Annotated in this window: 12 protein-coding genes; 3 read left to right on the top strand and 9 right to left on the bottom strand. The window is 63.0% G+C overall.

Annotated features, from left to right (window positions below; translation table 11 throughout):
- Positions 1 to 27: 27 nt before the first annotated feature.
- The 4 genes from purD to dusB all read right to left on the bottom strand — a co-directional run bounded on the left by purD (position 28) and on the right by dusB (position 4353).
- Positions 28 to 1311, bottom strand: coding sequence for a phosphoribosylamine--glycine ligase (gene purD, locus ACYVHK_RS17835; RefSeq protein ID WP_460534847.1), 1284 nt, complete (start codon positions 1309 to 1311; stop codon positions 28 to 30).
- A gap of 121 nt (positions 1312 to 1432) precedes the next feature.
- Positions 1433 to 2995 (bottom strand): bifunctional phosphoribosylaminoimidazolecarboxamide formyltransferase/inosine monophosphate cyclohydrolase, encoded by a 1563-nt coding sequence (gene purH, locus ACYVHK_RS17830; protein WP_460534845.1) that lies wholly within the window; start codon positions 2993 to 2995, stop codon positions 1433 to 1435.
- Between the two features lie 77 nt (positions 2996 to 3072).
- Positions 3073 to 3309, bottom strand: coding sequence for a helix-turn-helix domain-containing protein (locus tag ACYVHK_RS17825; RefSeq protein ID WP_144278235.1), 237 nt, complete (start codon positions 3307 to 3309; stop codon positions 3073 to 3075).
- Positions 3310 to 3336: 27 nt separating this feature from the next.
- Positions 3337 to 4353 (bottom strand): tRNA dihydrouridine synthase, encoded by a 1017-nt coding sequence (gene dusB / locus ACYVHK_RS17820; protein WP_460534842.1) that lies wholly within the window; start codon positions 4351 to 4353, stop codon positions 3337 to 3339.
- 369 nt (positions 4354 to 4722) lie between these two features.
- Here dusB and purT point away from each other — a divergent pair, with 369 nt between their 5' ends.
- Together purT and ACYVHK_RS17810 are read left to right on the top strand one after the other, a co-directional pair.
- On the top strand, positions 4723 to 5922 hold the full coding sequence (purT, locus tag ACYVHK_RS17815; protein ID WP_460534839.1) for a formate-dependent phosphoribosylglycinamide formyltransferase: 1200 nt from the start codon (positions 4723 to 4725) through the stop codon (positions 5920 to 5922).
- Between the two features lie 76 nt (positions 5923 to 5998).
- Positions 5999 to 8146, top strand: coding sequence for a prolyl oligopeptidase family protein (locus ACYVHK_RS17810; protein WP_460534838.1), 2148 nt, complete (start codon positions 5999 to 6001; stop codon positions 8144 to 8146).
- Positions 8147 to 8604: 458 nt separating this feature from the next.
- On the opposite strand, the gene lpxO is transcribed toward ACYVHK_RS17810, so the two are convergent.
- From lpxO to gatC, 5 genes are all read right to left on the bottom strand, one after another.
- The gene (gene lpxO, locus ACYVHK_RS17805) at positions 8605 to 9513 is read right to left on the bottom strand and encodes an aspartyl/asparaginyl beta-hydroxylase domain-containing protein (protein ID WP_460534835.1); all 909 of its coding nucleotides are present in this window, start codon (positions 9511 to 9513) and stop codon (positions 8605 to 8607) included.
- Between the two features lie 112 nt (positions 9514 to 9625).
- A complete protein-coding gene (gatB, locus tag ACYVHK_RS17800) occupies positions 9626 to 11053 on the bottom strand; it encodes an Asp-tRNA(Asn)/Glu-tRNA(Gln) amidotransferase subunit GatB (protein WP_460534833.1) in 1428 nt (475 codons plus the stop codon).
- An 18-nt stretch (positions 11054 to 11071) separates the two neighbouring features.
- On the bottom strand, positions 11072 to 12520 hold the full coding sequence (gene gatA, locus ACYVHK_RS17795) for an amidase (RefSeq protein WP_460534831.1): 1449 nt from the start codon (positions 12518 to 12520) through the stop codon (positions 11072 to 11074).
- Positions 12517 to 13110 (bottom strand): D-sedoheptulose 7-phosphate isomerase, encoded by a 594-nt coding sequence (gene lpcA / locus ACYVHK_RS17790; protein ID WP_460534828.1) that lies wholly within the window; start codon positions 13108 to 13110, stop codon positions 12517 to 12519. Before lpcA ends, gatA begins: the two co-directional genes overlap by 4 nt.
- A complete protein-coding gene (gatC, locus tag ACYVHK_RS17785) occupies positions 13107 to 13394 on the bottom strand; it encodes an Asp-tRNA(Asn)/Glu-tRNA(Gln) amidotransferase subunit GatC (protein WP_460534826.1) in 288 nt (95 codons plus the stop codon). Before gatC ends, lpcA begins: the two co-directional genes overlap by 4 nt.
- Positions 13395 to 13625: 231 nt before the next feature.
- Here gatC and ACYVHK_RS17780 point away from each other — a divergent pair, with 231 nt between their 5' ends.
- Positions 13626 to 14669: a rod shape-determining protein gene (locus tag ACYVHK_RS17780; protein ID WP_460534824.1), complete on the top strand. Its 1044-nt coding sequence runs from the start codon at positions 13626 to 13628 to the stop codon at positions 14667 to 14669.
- Positions 14670 to 14756: the final 87 nt, after the last annotated feature.

Genomic DNA, 14756 nt, shown 5'->3' with positions numbered 1-14756 from the left:
TAGGTGTCGAGTGCTCGCCCTGCCCTTTTATGCGGCCGGCTTTCGCGCCAACGCACGGAAGCCAATGTCGTGGCGATATTGCATGCCATCGAAGCGTATACCTTCTATGACTTCATAGGCACGTTTCTGTGCAATCTTCACGTTGTCGCCCAAGACCGTCACACACAGTACCCGGCCGCCACTGGTCACAACGTCGTCGCCCTGCTGGGTCGTGCCGGCATGGAACACAAAGGCATCATCGGCATGGCTTTGCGGCAGGCCGTGGATCACGTCGCCCTTACGTGGCGTATCAGGATAGTTGTGGGCGGCCAGTACCACGCCCAGCGCCACACGGCGGTCCCACTCGGCTTCGGCCTGATCCAGCGTACCGTTGACCGCATGTTCCACCAGCCCCACCAGGTCGGACTTCAGCCGCGCCATGATGGGCTGGGTTTCCGGGTCGCCCATGCGGCAGTTGAACTCCACCACGTTGACCGCACCCTCGTCAGTGACCATCAGCCCGGCGTACAGGAAGCCGGTGTACGGAATGCCATCCTTGGCCATGGCGGCCACCGTGGGCAGGATCACCTCGCGCATCGCGCGGGCGTGTACTTCCGGCGTCACCACCGGGGCCGGCGAATAGGCACCCATGCCGCCGGTGTTCGGGCCAGCGTCGTTGTCCAGCAGGCGCTTGTGGTCCTGCGAGCTCGCCATCGCGAGCACGTTCTTGCCATCCACCATCACGATGAAGCTGGCTTCTTCACCCTTGAGAAAGTCCTCGATCACCACCCGCGCACCGGCGTCGCCCATCTTGTTATCGAGCAACATCAGGTCAATGGCGGCGTGCGCTTCGTCCAGCGTCATGGCAACAATCACGCCCTTGCCGGCAGCCAGGCCATCTGCCTTGATCACGATGGGTGCACCGCGGCCGGTCACGTAGGCGTGGGCTTCGTCGGCCTTGGAGAAGGTCTGGTACTGAGCGGTAGGAATGCCGTGCCGGGCCATGAAAGCCTTGGCGTAGTCCTTGGAGCTTTCCAGTTGTGCCGCCGCCTTGGTCGGTCCGAATATCTTCAGGCCCGCAGCGCGGAAGGCATCCACCACACCGGCGGCCAGCGGTGCTTCCGGGCCGACGACGGTGAACATCACGTTCTCGCGCTGAGCAAAGGCCACCAGCTCGGGGATGGCGGTGATGGCGACATTGGTCAGCCCTTCCTCGCGCGCTGTACCCGGGTTGCCGGGCGCCACAAAGACCTTGCCTACGCGCGGCGACCGGGCGATTTTCCAGGCCAGTGCGTGCTCGCGGCCGCCGGAGCCGATGACAAGTATGTTCATGTGGTGCCTCGTAAGGGTAAGAAGTAAGGGCTGGGGAGTGGCGCACCACGTCCCAGGCCTGACGCCTCACACAGGCGGGCCCACCCGCTGCCTGACGGCAACGGCGAGCCCGCTGTCGGAATCAATGACGGAAGTGACGGATGCCGGTCACGACCATGGCGATGCCATGATCGTCCGCTGCGGCGATCACCTCATCGTCACGCATCGAACCGCCCGGCTGGACGATGGCCGATACGCCATTCTCGGCGATCACGTCCACGCCGTCGCGGAACGGGAAGAAGGCGTCGGACGCGCAGACCGAGCCCTTCAGTTCCAGGTTGGCGTTCTTGGCCTTGATCGCGGCGATCTTGGTCGAATCCACGCGGCTCATCTGGCCCGCGCCCACGCCCAGGGTCTGGCCCTTGCCGCAGAACACGATGGCGTTGGACTTCACGAATTGCGCCACACGCCAGGCGAACAGCAGGTCCTTCAGTTGCTCGGCGGTCGGGGCCTTCTTGGTCACGACCTTGAAGTCCTCGATGCTGATGCGATGTACATCCGGGGTCTGCACCAGGATGCCGCCGCCGACGCGCTTCAGGTCAAAGCGGTTGGCGCCATTCTCCAGCGGGACTTCCAGCACGCGTACGTTCTTCTTGGCGGCGATGATGGCCTTGGCTTCGTCGCTGAAGGACGGGGCGATCAGCACTTCCAGGAACTGGCCGGTCACGGCTTCCACCGTCGCGGCGTCGACCGTGCGGTTGAAGGCGATGATGCCGCCGAAAGCGCTGGTGGTGTCGGTCGCGAAGGCCAGCTTGTAGGCGGTCAGCGTATCGGCGGCGATGGCCACGCCACACGGATTAGCATGCTTGACGATCACGCAGGCCGGCTCATCGAAGGCCTTCACGGCTTCCCAGGCGGCGTCGGAATCGGCGATGTTGTTGTAGCTCAGTTCCTTGCCCTGCAGCTGGCGGTAGTTGGCCAGGCTGCCCGCGGCGGGATCGATGTCCCGATAGAAGGCTGCGGCCTGGTGCGGGTTCTCGCCGTAGCGCATGTCCTGCACCTTCTCCACGCTGATATTCAGGCGCGCAGGGAAGGATTGCTGGCTACCGTCCTCGTTCAGCGAGGTCAGGTAGTTGCTGATCGCGCCATCGTAGGCGGCGGTATGGCTGAACGCCTTCTTGGCCAACTGGCGACGGGTGGGCAGGCCCAGTGCGCCATGGTTGGCCTTCAGTTCGGCTACCAGCGGCGCGTAGTCGGCAGCGTCGGTGACGATGGCAACAAAAGCGTGGTTCTTGGCTGCGGAGCGCACCATGGCCGGGCCGCCGATGTCGATGTTCTCGATCGCATCGTCGAAGTCGCAATCAGGCTTGGCGATGGTGGCTTCGAACGGATACAGGTTCACGCACACCAGGTCGATGCTGCCTATGCCATGTTCGGCCATCTTGGTCACGTGGCCGGCCAGGTCGCGACGACCCAGGATGCCGCCGTGGATCTTGGGGTGCAGGGTCTTGACGCGACCGTCCAGCATCTCGGGAAAGCCGGTGTAGTCTGCGACCTCGGTCACCTTCACGCCGGCATCGGCCAGCATCTTGGCGGTGCCACCGGTGGAGAGGATATCCACGCCGAAAGCCGCGAGTTCGCGGGCGAACTCGAGTACGCCGGTTTTGTCGGAGACGCTGATCAGTGCGCGCTTGATTTTGACCATGTTGATAAGCCTTGCGAGTTTGTAACCATGAATAACGCCCGCCGACCGGGGATGATCGACGGGCGTGACGTAATCGTTTAGATCAGGTCGTGATCCTGCATCTTCTTGCGCAACGTATTGCGGTTGATGCCCAGGAGCTCGGCAGCGCGGGTCTGGTTACCCTGAGCCTTGTCGAGTACCACTTCCAGCATGGGCTTTTCCACCTTGGCCAGAACCATGTCGTAGATAGCCTGTGGTGCCTCGCCGTCGAGGTCGCGAAAGTACTGCTCCAGTGCATCGCGGACGGCAAAGCAGATTTGATCCTTGCTGGACATGGTTGTTTTTCTCCCCTTGGGTCTTGCTCAGGCGGCCGCTAAGGCGGTCTCGTCTTGGTAAACCAGGCGCTCGCTGTTGAGCGCCAGTTGCTTGAAATAACTGTCCACTGCGGCCAGTTGCTCGGCTGTGTTGTCCAGCTTGTACATTGCTTGCCGGAACTCGTTGGAACCACGCAGGCCATTGGTGTACCAGGCAATATGTTTGCGGGCGATGCGGCAGCCCGAATACTCGCCATGGAAAGCGTAATGGTCCTGCAGGTGTTCGATCAGGATGGCGTGGATCTCGCTGACCTTCGGCGCCGGCATATGCTCGCCGGTCGCCAGATAGTGGTCGATCTCGCGGAAGATCCACGGCCGGCCCTGGGCGGCCCGGCCTATCATGATCGCGTCGGCACCGGTTGCATCCAGTACCAGTTTTGCCTTTTCTGGCGTGGTGATATCGCCGTTGGCGACGACCGGAATCTTGAGGCTGCGCTTCACCTCGGCGATCAGCTCGTAGCGGGCTGCGCCGTTATACATATCTTCACGCGTGCGGCCATGCAGGGCCAGCGCGGCAATCCCGCTGTCCTCGGCGAGCTTGGCCACCCGCATGATGTTCTCTTCGCCGTTCTTGAAGCCCAGCCGGGTCTTCAGCGTGACTGGCACGTCCACCGCGTTCACGACGGCGTCCAGGATACGGGCGACCTGTGCCTCGTTCTGCAGCAGCGCGGACCCGGCCAGCACATTGCAGACCTTCTTGGCCGGACAGCCCATATTGATGTCGATGATCTGCGCTCCGGCTGCCACATTGTGGCGCGCGGCCTCGGCCATCTGTGCCGGATCGGAGCCGGCAATCTGTACTGCCACCGGCGCCAGCTCGCCTTCGAAATTGGCGCGGCGACGAGTCTTGTCGCTGCCATACAGCATGGCATTGGACGTGATCATCTCGCTGACCGCATGGCCTGCGCCCAGCCGCTTGCAGAGCATGCGGAAGGGGCGGTCCGTCACGCCGGCCATGGGCGCGACAATCAGGCGGTTACGAAGTTGATAGGGACCAATGTGCATTTAGTTCATGTACTCGGTGGTGGCTCTTGAACATGTCCTCCTGGCCTTTGCCAGGGAGGCTCATCCCCTGGCGGGGGAGCAAACCCGATCGGCGCATTGCACCAACCGGACAAATATTCGGACTTGCTCCGAGCGACCTTTATAGAACGCAAAACCGCTGGAAACGAAAGGCTTGAAGGCTTCGGTGTCCAGCGGTAACAGGGGCGCATTCTACCGTCGCTCCGCGTCGATGCGAAGCTATTTCGCTTAATTTTTGAGCAGTGGACGATAGTGCGAACACAATCATGGTCGGCAACAGCAGCGATCCCCGGCGAACGCCGCGCTTGCCGCTACAATGGCGGTCTCCCCTACTTCCACGATGGAAAAATCATGCGCCTCGGCACGCCACTCAGCCCTTCCGCCTTCAAAGTCATGTTGCTCGGCGCCGGTGAACTCGGCAAGGAAGTACTGATCGCCCTGCAGAAACTGGGTGTCGAGACCATCGCCGTAGACCGCTATCCGAATGCCCCCGGCCACCAGGTCGCGCACCGCGCCCATGTGATCGACATGAGCAATCCAGCGACCCTGCGTGCCCTGGTCGAGCAGGAAAAGCCCGACCTGATCGTGCCGGAGATCGAGGCCATCGCCACCGATGAACTCGCGCGTATCGAGGCCGACGGCCTGGCGACCGTGATCCCCACTGCCCGTGCCACCCAGCTCACCATGAACCGTGAGGGCATCCGTCGCCTGGCTGCCGAGACGCTAGGTCTGCCAACCTCGCCCTACCGTTTTGCTTCCTCGCTTGAGGACATGCGCGCCGCCTGTGAAGCGATCGGCTTCCCCTGCTTCGTGAAGCCGGTGATGTCCTCTTCCGGCAAGGGCCAGTCGCTGCTGAAATCCGCGGCTGATGTCGACGCCGCCTGGGCTTACGCCGCCGCCGGCAGCCGGGTCGACCAGGGCCGGGTGATCGTCGAAGGCCTGATCGACTTCGACTACGAGATCACCCAGCTGACCGTCCGCGCCATCGGTGCCGATGGCAAGGTGCAGACCCACTTCTGCGAACCCATCGGCCACGTCCAGGTGAAGGGCGACTATGTCGAGAGCTGGCAGCCACAAGCCATGTCGCCGGCGGCGCTGCAGAAGTCGCGCGAGATTGCCAAGGCGGTGACCGACGACCTCGGCGGTCGTGGTCTGTTCGGCGTCGAACTGTTCGTGAAGGAAGACCTGGTCTGGTTCTCCGAAGTCAGCCCCCGTCCGCACGATACCGGCCTGGTCACGCTGATGAGCCAGCGCTATTCCGAATTCGAACTGCACGCCCGCGCTATCCTCGGCCTGCCGGTCGACGCCGGTCTGCGTGAGCCTGCTGCGAGCGCCGTGATCTACGGCGGCATGGAAGCGCGTGGTATTGCCTTTGAGGGCGTCGAGGCGGCGCTCACTGTACCGCGCAGCGACCTGCGCCTGTTCGGCAAGCCGGAAGCCTTCGAGCGTCGCCGCATGGGCGTGGCACTCGCCGCCGGCAGCGATACCGACGAAGCCCGCCAGCGCGCCAAGCAGGCCGCCGCCGCTGTCAAGCCGGTCGCAGCCCAGTAAGGAAATGAGTGGGGCCGTGCTCACGAGGCGCGGCCCGAACAGCCTGTCCGCAGGCACCACAAAGAAGAGGAAGCACATGTCCAACCGCCTCACCCTGCTCGCCTTTGCCCTTGTCGCCACGGCCCAGGCCGCTCCGCTGACCGCCCCGCCGGCTACGCCGGCCAGGCCGGTGGTCGACGACTATTTCGGCACCAAGATCAGCGATCCGTATCGCTGGATGGAAGACATGAAGAGCGCGGACTTCCGCGACTGGCTGAAGGCCCAGGCCAACTACGCCGACGGCGTGCTGGCGACCATCCCCGGCCGCACCGCCCTGAAGCAGCGCCTGACCGAACTGGCCGATGCCAGCGTCAGCGTCGCCGGTATCGAGCAGGCTGCAGGCCGCCTGTTCTACCTGAAGACCGAACCGGGCAAGAACGGCCGTCGCCTCTATGTGCGTGATGCCAAGGGCGAACGCCTGCTGCTGGACCCGGATACTTTCGGCAGCGCCGAGGCCCATGTCGCCATCGACTGGTACTCGCCCTCGCCTGATGGTCACCTGATCGCGGTCGGTGTCTCGGCCGGCGGTTCGGAAGACAGCGAACTTCGCTTGCTGGACCTCCGGACTGGTGAATGGCTCAAGGAGCGCATCGACGGTGCCGGCCTCAACCGTCAGACTGGCTGGCTGCCCGATGGCTCCGGCTTCTTCTACAACCGCCTGCCCCCCGCCGACGCCAAGGGCGAGCGCGAGCGCTACAACAAGAGCGCTGCCTGGTTCCACAAGCTCGGCACGCCGGTGAGCGATGATCAGCCCTTGTTCGGCTACGGTATCAATCCTGACATGCCGTTCGACATTGCCGACATCTTCTATATCAATACCGCACCGGGCTCGCACTTCGCCCTGGTCGAGGTCCTGCATGGCGATGCGATCGAGCACTCCTACTACATCGCGCCGCTGAACAAGCTGGCCGGCGCCAAGACTGCCTGGCAGCGCGTGGCCGCCCCGGCCGACAAGATTGCCGACGCCTGGCTGCATGGCGACACGCTCTACCTGAAGTCCAACCTCGACGCACCGCGCAGCAAGCTGCTGGCGCTGGACCTGCACAAGCCGGCGCTCGCCCATGCCAAGCTGGTCCTGCCGGAAAGCCGCGCCGTCCTGCGTGAAGCGAGCATCGCCAGCGACGCCCTCTATGTGCGCGCCAGCGAAGGCGGCGTGGACAAGCTGATCCGACTGCCGTTCAAGGGCAAGAGCAGTGAAGTCGCCCTGCCGGTCAAGGGTACGCTGCGCGAGCTGGTCAGCGAAGAAAACCGCCCCGGCGTGCTGCTGCGTCTGGAAGGCTGGGTCGAATCGCCGCGCGTGTTTGCCCTCAATGGCAAGACCGGTAAGGTCAGCGATACCGGCCTGATCAAGCCCTCCCCGATCAGCTTCGCCGGCTATGAGGCCAAGCGAGTCATGGTCAAGAGCCACGACGGCGTGGAAGTCCCGCTGTCCCTGATCGCCGCCAAGGGCATCAAGCTCGATGGCAGCCACCCGACCATTGTCAGCGGTTACGGTGCCTATGGCATCACCATGGAAGCGCGCTTCACGCCCAACCGTCTGGCTTGGCTGGAGAAGGATGGCGTGATGGCGGTTTGCCATGTGCGCGGTGGTGGTGAGTTCGGCGAGGAATGGCATCGCGCCGGCTTTATCCAGACCAAGGCCAACACGGCCAAGGATCTGATCGCCTGTGCCGACTACCTGGTCCAGCAGGGCTACACCTCGCCGGCCAAGCTGGCCGGTACTGGCGGTAGCGCCGGCGGCATCACCATCGGCGGCGCCATCACGGCCCGTCCGGAGCTGTTCGCTGCTGCACAGAGCGCTGTCGGTGTCAGCGACATGCTGCGCATGGAGTTCACCCCGAACGGCCCGCCGAACATTGCCGAGTTCGGTACGGTGACCAAGGAGTCGGACTTCCGCGCCATGCTGTCCAACAGTCCCTACCATCGCATCAAGGATGGCGTGGCCTATCCGGCCGTGATCGTCACCACTGGCGCCAACGACCCGCGCGTCGACGCCTGGATGCCCGGCAAGCTGGCCGCCCGCCTGCAGGCCAGCGGTACCCAGAAGCCGGTGATCCTGCGCGTGGACTACGACGGTGGCCACGGCATGGGCTCGACCAAGGCCCAGCAAGTGGCGGAAAGCGCCGACGTCTGGAGCTTCTTCCTGTGGCGCATGGGCGTGGCCGGCTTCCAGCCCCAGCCCTGATCACCAGTAGTCCCCGCAGTAACGAGGACGCCGCTCTTGGGAGCGGCGTTTTTCTTTGTTCAATCCTCATTGTTTTACGTGAAACATTGGGTATTGGGGGGCTTCCAGGGACTTCTCTCCCTGTAGGGCGGGGCTTCAGACCCGCACTGCGTACAATTAAATGCGGGAGTCCGTCCCGCGGCCGGAGACAGAAACTCGCCGGCAAGCCGGCTCAGACAACGCTCCCCGGACTACCCCGCAGGTCGCTGCGATGCTCAGCGGCGCTCACGGGGACCCTTGGGCGCTTCGTGGTAAGCGGCATCAAACCGGGAAGTCCGTACGGCGCAATCCCCGCAGCGCATTGCGCCGTATTTTCCTTGGCCCAACAGGCACAGTGCTGAGCAAACCCACCGCTTCCTGCTCCTGCAAAGCAAAACGCCCGACATGACCGGGCGCTTTTGCATGGGGGTAATGCTGGCTTAAACCAGCAGGAAGATACCCAGAATGGCAGCGAACAACGCCCACTTCATGGCGTAGTAAGTGAAGCGACTCTTGGCTTTGACGCGCTTGCCCCACAACCGCACCTGCTGAATGTACGCAAACGCCTTGTTGATCCCGCCGGTCTTGTCGCCTTCCTTGTTCGGGGCCGCTGCAGCGCCGATCAGGTAGCGGCTGATAAAGCGGTTCAGCCAGGTCGCGGGCAGCAGCCACATCGGGCGTTCGATATCGCAGAACAGAATGATGCGGTTCTGATCGGTGGTGTTCTCGGCATAGTGCAGATAGGTCTCGTCGAACATCACCGGTTCGCCGTCGCGCCAGCTGTAACGTTCGCCATCCACATCGATATAGCAGCGGTCGTCATTCGGTGTCACCAGGCCCAGGTGATAGCGCAAGGAACCTGCGAACGGATCGCGGTGGCGTACCAGCCGTGCGCCAGGTGGCAGGGCGGCGAACATCGCGGCCTTGACGCTGGGGATGCCTTTCAACAGCTCGGTAGTGACCGGGCACAGCTCGGCCGCCGACGGGTGCGCTTCGTCGTACCACTTCAGGTAGAAGCGCTTCCAGCCAGTCTTGAAGAAGGAATTGAAACCGGCATCGTTGTACTTGTCCGAGGCCTTGATGTCGCCGGTGTCGTAAAGCTTCGCACCTTCCAGGCTGATCGCCTGCCAGTTATCCTGCAGCACCTTCAGCTCGGGGAAGTGCGAGACCGGCAGGTAGGGCGTGCTGGGCACCTTGGAGAACAGATACATGAAGCAGTTGATCGGCGACATGAAGGTCGAGTGATCACTGAGCTGGCGCCAGAAGCCCAGCCGCACCCGGCCACGCAGGTGGGTGTAGGCGGTCGCTGCCACGAAGGCGAGCAATATGGCGATCTTGATCGGGGACATGCGGTTTCACTTTTCTGCTATCTGATACTCCCCAAGCCGAGATCGGAATGGGGTTCGGGCCCTGCCCGGCCGATAGCATGCCAAACAGGGCCCTACTTCAGCTTGATGCCGATCAACCCAGCTTGCGCTTCAGTATCTCGTTTACCTGAGCCGGGTTGGCTTTACCCTTGCTGGCCTTCATGCACTGGCCGACCAGGGCGTTGAAGGCCTTTTCCTTGCCCGACTTGTACTCTTCCACCATGGCGGCGTTGGCGGCAAGCACGGTGTCGATGATGGCTTCGATCGCGCCGGCATCGCTTTCCTGCTTCAGACCGTCGCGCTCGATAATGGTGTCGGCACCGTCGCCCGATTCCCACATCTTCTTCAGCACGTCCTTGGCGGTCTTGTTGTTGATGGTGTTGTCCATCACCCTGCGGATCAGCAGTGCCAGGGCATCGGCCTTGACCGGGCTGTCGGCGATCTCGCGCTCCTCGCGGTTCAGCGTGGCGGCGACCTCACCCATGATCCAGTTGCTGGCAAGCTTGGCATCCGCACCCGCAGCCACTGTGGCCTCGAAGTAGGCGGCCAGGTCCTTGCTCGCGGTCAGCGTGCCGGCGTCGTACAGCGGCAGGCCATACTGGCTTTCGAATCGCGCCTGCATGGCTTCCGGCAGCTCCGGCAACTCGCCTTTCACGCGCTCGATCCAGTCTTCGCCGATCACCAGTGGCGGCAGGTCCGGGTCCGGGAAATAGCGGTAGTCGTGCGCGTCTTCCTTGCTGCGCATCATGCGCGTCTCGCCAGTATCCGGGTCGAACAGCACGGTCGCCTGCTGAATCTTGTGGCCATCCTCGATCTGCTCGATCTGCCACTGCACCTCATACTTGATCGCCTGCTCCATGAACTTGAAGCTATTCAGGTTCTTGATCTCGCGGCGGGTGCCGAACTCGGCCTGGCCCTTGGGGCGGACCGAGACGTTTACGTCGCAGCGGAAGCTACCCTCCTGCATATTGCCATCACAGATACCGATCCAGGTCACCAGCGAATGCAACGCCTTGGCGTAGGCAATCGCCTCGGCCGAGGAGCGCATGTCCGGCTCGGACACGATCTCCAGCAAGGGCGTGCCGGCCCGGTTCAGGTCGATGCCGCTCATACCGTGGAAATCTTCATGCACCGACTTGCCGGCGTCTTCTTCCAGGTGGGCCCGGGTCAGGCGGATCACCTTGTCCTCGTCGCCGACGCGGATGGTGATCTGGCCACCTTCTACCACCGGCAGCTCGAACTGGCTGATCTGATAGCCCTTCGGCAGGTCAGGATAGAAGTAGTTCTTGCGGGCGAATACCGACTTGCGGTTGATCTTGGCACCAATGGCCAGACCAAAGCGGATCGCCTTCTCCACCGCCACCTTGTTCATCACCGGCAGCACACCCGGCAGGGCCGCATCGACCGCGCTGACCTGGGTATTGGGCTCGGCGCCGAAGGCGGTGCTGGCGGGCGAGAAAATCTTCGATTGGGTCGAGAGCTGGGTATGGATTTCCAGCCCGATAACGACTTCCCATTGCATCTTGTTTGTTCCTTTCCCTTACAGCGCCGGGGCGCGGGTGTGCCAGTCAGTCACCTGCTGGAACTGGTGTGCCGCGTTCAGGAGCCTGGCTTCGGCAAAGTAGTTGCCGATCAGCTGCAGGCCTACCGGCCGGCCGTTGCTGCCAAAGCCCACCGGATGGGCGATGCCGGGCAGGCCGGCAAGGTTCACGCCCAGCGTGTAGATGTCCTCAAGGTACATGGCAACCGGGTCATCACCCTTGGCGCCGATATTCCAGGCGGTGGTCGGTGCGGCCGGTGCGGCGATCACGTCGCACTGGGCAAAGCCGGCCTGGAAGTCCTCGGACAACAGGCGGCGGACCTTCTGTGCCTTCAGGTAATAAGCGTCGTAGTAGCCGTGGCTCAGCACATAGGCACCGGTCAGGATGCGGCGCTTCACCTCGGTGCCGAAGCCCTCGGCCCGGCTCTTTTCATACATGTCGTTCAGGTCGGTGTACTCGGCAGCCCGATGCCCATAGCGCACGCCGTCGAAGCGGCTCAGGTTGCTCGACGCTTCGGCCGGTGCGATCACGTAGTAGGCCGGGATGGCCAGCTCGGTGCGTGGCAGGCTGATTTCCACAACTTCGGCACCGAGCTTCTTGTATTCAGAGAGCGCAGCGTCGATGGCGGCCGCCACGTCGGCCGCGAGGCCCTTGCCGAAGTATTCCTTGGGCAGGCCGATGCGCAAGCCCTTGAGCGACTGGTTCAGGTCGCGCGTGTAGTCTTCCTTGGCTACTTCCAGGCTGGTGGAATCACGCTCGTCGTAGCCGGCCATCACGTTCAGCATCAGCGCGCAGTCCTCAGCCGTCTGGGCGATGGGGCCACCCTGGTCGAGGCTCGAGGCGTACGCCACCATGCCGTAGCGGCTGACCACGCCGTACGTCGGCTTCAGGCCGGTCACGCCACAGAAGGCCGCCGGCTGGCGGATCGAGCCGCCGGTATCGGTCGCGGTGGCGACTGGCGCCAGGCGGGCGGCCACGGCAACGGCGGAACCACCGGAACTGCCGCCGGGTACAGCTGCCTTGTCCCAGGGGTTGTGCACCACGCCATAGGCGCTGTTCTCGTTGGACGAGCCCATCGCGAACTCATCCATATTGGTGCGGCCCAGCGTCACCAGGCCGGCGGCGTTGCAGCGCTCTACCACGCCCGCGTCGTAAGGCGAGATGAAATTCTCCAGCATCTTAGAGCCGCAGGTGGTCTTCCAGCCTTCGGCACAGAAGATGTCCTTATGGGCGATGGGCACACCAGTCAGCAGACCGGCGTTGCCGGCGGCACGGGCTGCATCGGCAGCGCGCGCCATCGTCAGGGTCAGGTCCCGATCAACGGTAATGAAGGCATTGAGCGAGGCCTGGCTGGCCTCGATGCGGGCCAGGTAGTCGGTCGCCAGTTCAACGGCGGAGGTCTTGCCGGCAGAAAGCAGCGCGGCGGCTTGTTTTAGCGTATAGGTCATGGCTGTTCTACGTACCCTACCCCACGCTCGATCAGATCGATGAGGATATGGATAACCTTGATGTGGATTTCCTGGATGCGATCGGCGTAGCCAAAGTGCGGCACGGTGATCTCGGCGTCGCCCAGCCCCCGCAATTGGCCGCCATCCTTGCCCAAGAGCAGGATGACCTTCATTCCACGGCTACGGGCGGCTTCAACGGCGCGCAGGATGTTCTTGGAGTTGCCGCTGGTGCTGATACCAAACAGCACGTCGCCAGCCTGTCCCACGCCTTCAATAAAGCGCGAGAACACAAACTCGAAGCCATAGTCGTTACCCACGCAGGACAGATGCGAAGGGTCGGAGACGGCAATGGCACCGAGCGCAGGGCGATTGTCGCGATAGCGGCCGGTCAGTTCCTCGGCAAAGTGCATGGCATCGCAGTGCGAGCCACCATTGCCGGCCGAGATGACCTTGTGACCAGCCTGGAACGAATGCACCAGCAGCTGGCTGGCCTGCTCGACCGACGCGATGAACGCATCGTCCGCCAGCACCCGTTCCAGCAGCTCGCGACCTTCGTTCAGCGTGGCGCGGATATGGGCGGCGCTGCTCATTCGATGACCTTGGGAACCAGGTACAGACCGTTTTCCACGGCCGGCGCCACAGCCTGGAAGGCTTCGCGGCGATTGGGCGCCGTTGCTACGTCCTCGCGCAGTCGCAGCGCGACATCACGAGCGTGGCTCATGGGCTCGACGCCCTCGGTATCGATCGCCTGCAGTTGTTCGATCAGGCCAAGAATGCCGTTCAGCTTCTGGCCAACCTCGGCAACTTCCTGGTCGTTGACCCGCAGCCGGGACAGGCGAGCGATGCGGCGCACATCAGCATCAGTCAGGGACATGGTAAAAACCCTTCAAATCTTTAATCTTGCAAGCCCGTTAGGGTAACATATCGGGTTTATCGCGCCCAAGACTTGGGGCAACGCGCGACTGCGCAAGCAGGCACGCAAGGCGTTGACTCTCAAGGACAAAAGCAAACCGGTCGGTAACAGGGATATTGAGCGCAGTTCCGCCACGACGGTGACGGCTGCAAACGGCGCATCGCGCCGCAGACACAGGACACGGGTTTACACATGATCGGATCTTTGAGCGGCTATTTTTCGAACGACCTGGCGATTGACTTGGGTACGGCCAATACGCTGATATTTGTCTCGGGCAAGGGCATCGTCCTGGACGAACCCTCCGTGGTGGCCATCCAGCAAGAAGGCGGTCCAGCCGCCAAGAAGACCATCCTCGCCGTCGGCGCCGAGGCCAAGAAGATGCTGGGCCGCACGCCCGGCAGCATCACTGCCATCCGCCCGATGAAGGACGGCGTGATCGCCGACTTCACCATCACCGAACAGATGCTCAAGCAGTTCATCAAGAAGGTGAACCCCAGCCGTTTGTTTGCCGCCAGCCCGCGTATCGTGATCTGCGTGCCCTGTGGCTCCACCCAGGTGGAGCGTCGCGCCATCAAGGAATCGGCACTGGGTGCTGGTGCGCGCAAGGTTGAGCTGATCGAAGAACCCATGGCCGCGGCCATCGGTGCCGGCCTGCCGGTCGAAGAAGCCACCGGTTCCATGGTGGTCGATATCGGCGGCGGCACCACCGAAGTGGGCGTGATCTCGCTGGGGGGCATCGTGTACGCCAACAGCGTGCGCGTCGGAGGAGACAAGTTCGACGAAGCCATCATCAACTACATCCGCCGTAACTACGGCATGCTGATCGGCGAAACCACCGCCGAGTCGATCAAGAAGGCCATCGGTTCGGCCTTCCCTGGCGCCGAAGTGCGTGAAATGGAAGTCAAGGGCCGCAACCTGGCCGAGGGCATCCCACGCTCGTTCACGATTTCCTCGAACGAAATTCTCGAAGCGCTGACTGAACCGTTGAACCAGATTGTTTCTGCCGTGAAGCAGGCGCTGGAGCAGACCCCGCCAGAGCTGGGTGCCGACATTGCCGACAAGGGCATGGTGCTGACCGGTGGCGGTGCGTTGCTGCGTGATCTGGATCGCCTCCTGATGGAAGAAACCGGTCTGCCGGTCATCGTGGCCGATGATCCGCTGACCTGCGTGGTGCGGGGCTCGGGCAAGGCGCTCGAGAAGATGGACAAGGTCGGCACGATCTTTACCAACGATTGATACCGATACCAGCAACCCGGGGGTGAGCCGAGCGAAGTAACCCTTCCCGCCTCGCCCCTGTTGCCTTGATGCCCTAGAGCAGGCTGT

The sequence above is a fragment of the Chitinimonas naiadis genome, assembly GCF_054780835.1.
Note: the sequence above shows the minus strand (reverse complement) of the source record. Positions and strands in the feature narration are given on the sequence as shown.

Coding starts and splice junctions, on each gene's coding strand:
- gatA (WP_460534831.1), bottom strand. CDS start 12,520: ATGACCTATACGCTAAAACAAGCCGCCGCGCTGCTTTCTGCCGGCAAG.
- lpxO (WP_460534835.1), bottom strand. CDS start 9,513: ATGTCCCCGATCAAGATCGCCATATTGCTCGCCTTCGTGGCAGCGACC.
- dusB (WP_460534842.1), bottom strand. CDS start 4,353: ATGCACATTGGTCCCTATCAACTTCGTAACCGCCTGATTGTCGCGCCC.
- gatC (WP_460534826.1), bottom strand. CDS start 13,394: ATGTCCCTGACTGATGCTGATGTGCGCCGCATCGCTCGCCTGTCCCGG.
- ACYVHK_RS17825 (WP_144278235.1), bottom strand. CDS start 3,309: ATGTCCAGCAAGGATCAAATCTGCTTTGCCGTCCGCGATGCACTGGAG.
- gatB (WP_460534833.1), bottom strand. CDS start 11,053: ATGCAATGGGAAGTCGTTATCGGGCTGGAAATCCATACCCAGCTCTCG.
- lpcA (WP_460534828.1), bottom strand. CDS start 13,110: ATGAGCAGCGCCGCCCATATCCGCGCCACGCTGAACGAAGGTCGCGAG.
- purD (WP_460534847.1), bottom strand. CDS start 1,311: ATGAACATACTTGTCATCGGCTCCGGCGGCCGCGAGCACGCACTGGCC.
- purH (WP_460534845.1), bottom strand. CDS start 2,995: ATGGTCAAAATCAAGCGCGCACTGATCAGCGTCTCCGACAAAACCGGC.
- purT (WP_460534839.1), top strand. CDS start 4,723: ATGCGCCTCGGCACGCCACTCAGCCCTTCCGCCTTCAAAGTCATGTTG.
- ACYVHK_RS17780 (WP_460534824.1), top strand. CDS start 13,626: ATGATCGGATCTTTGAGCGGCTATTTTTCGAACGACCTGGCGATTGAC.
- ACYVHK_RS17810 (WP_460534838.1), top strand. CDS start 5,999: ATGTCCAACCGCCTCACCCTGCTCGCCTTTGCCCTTGTCGCCACGGCC.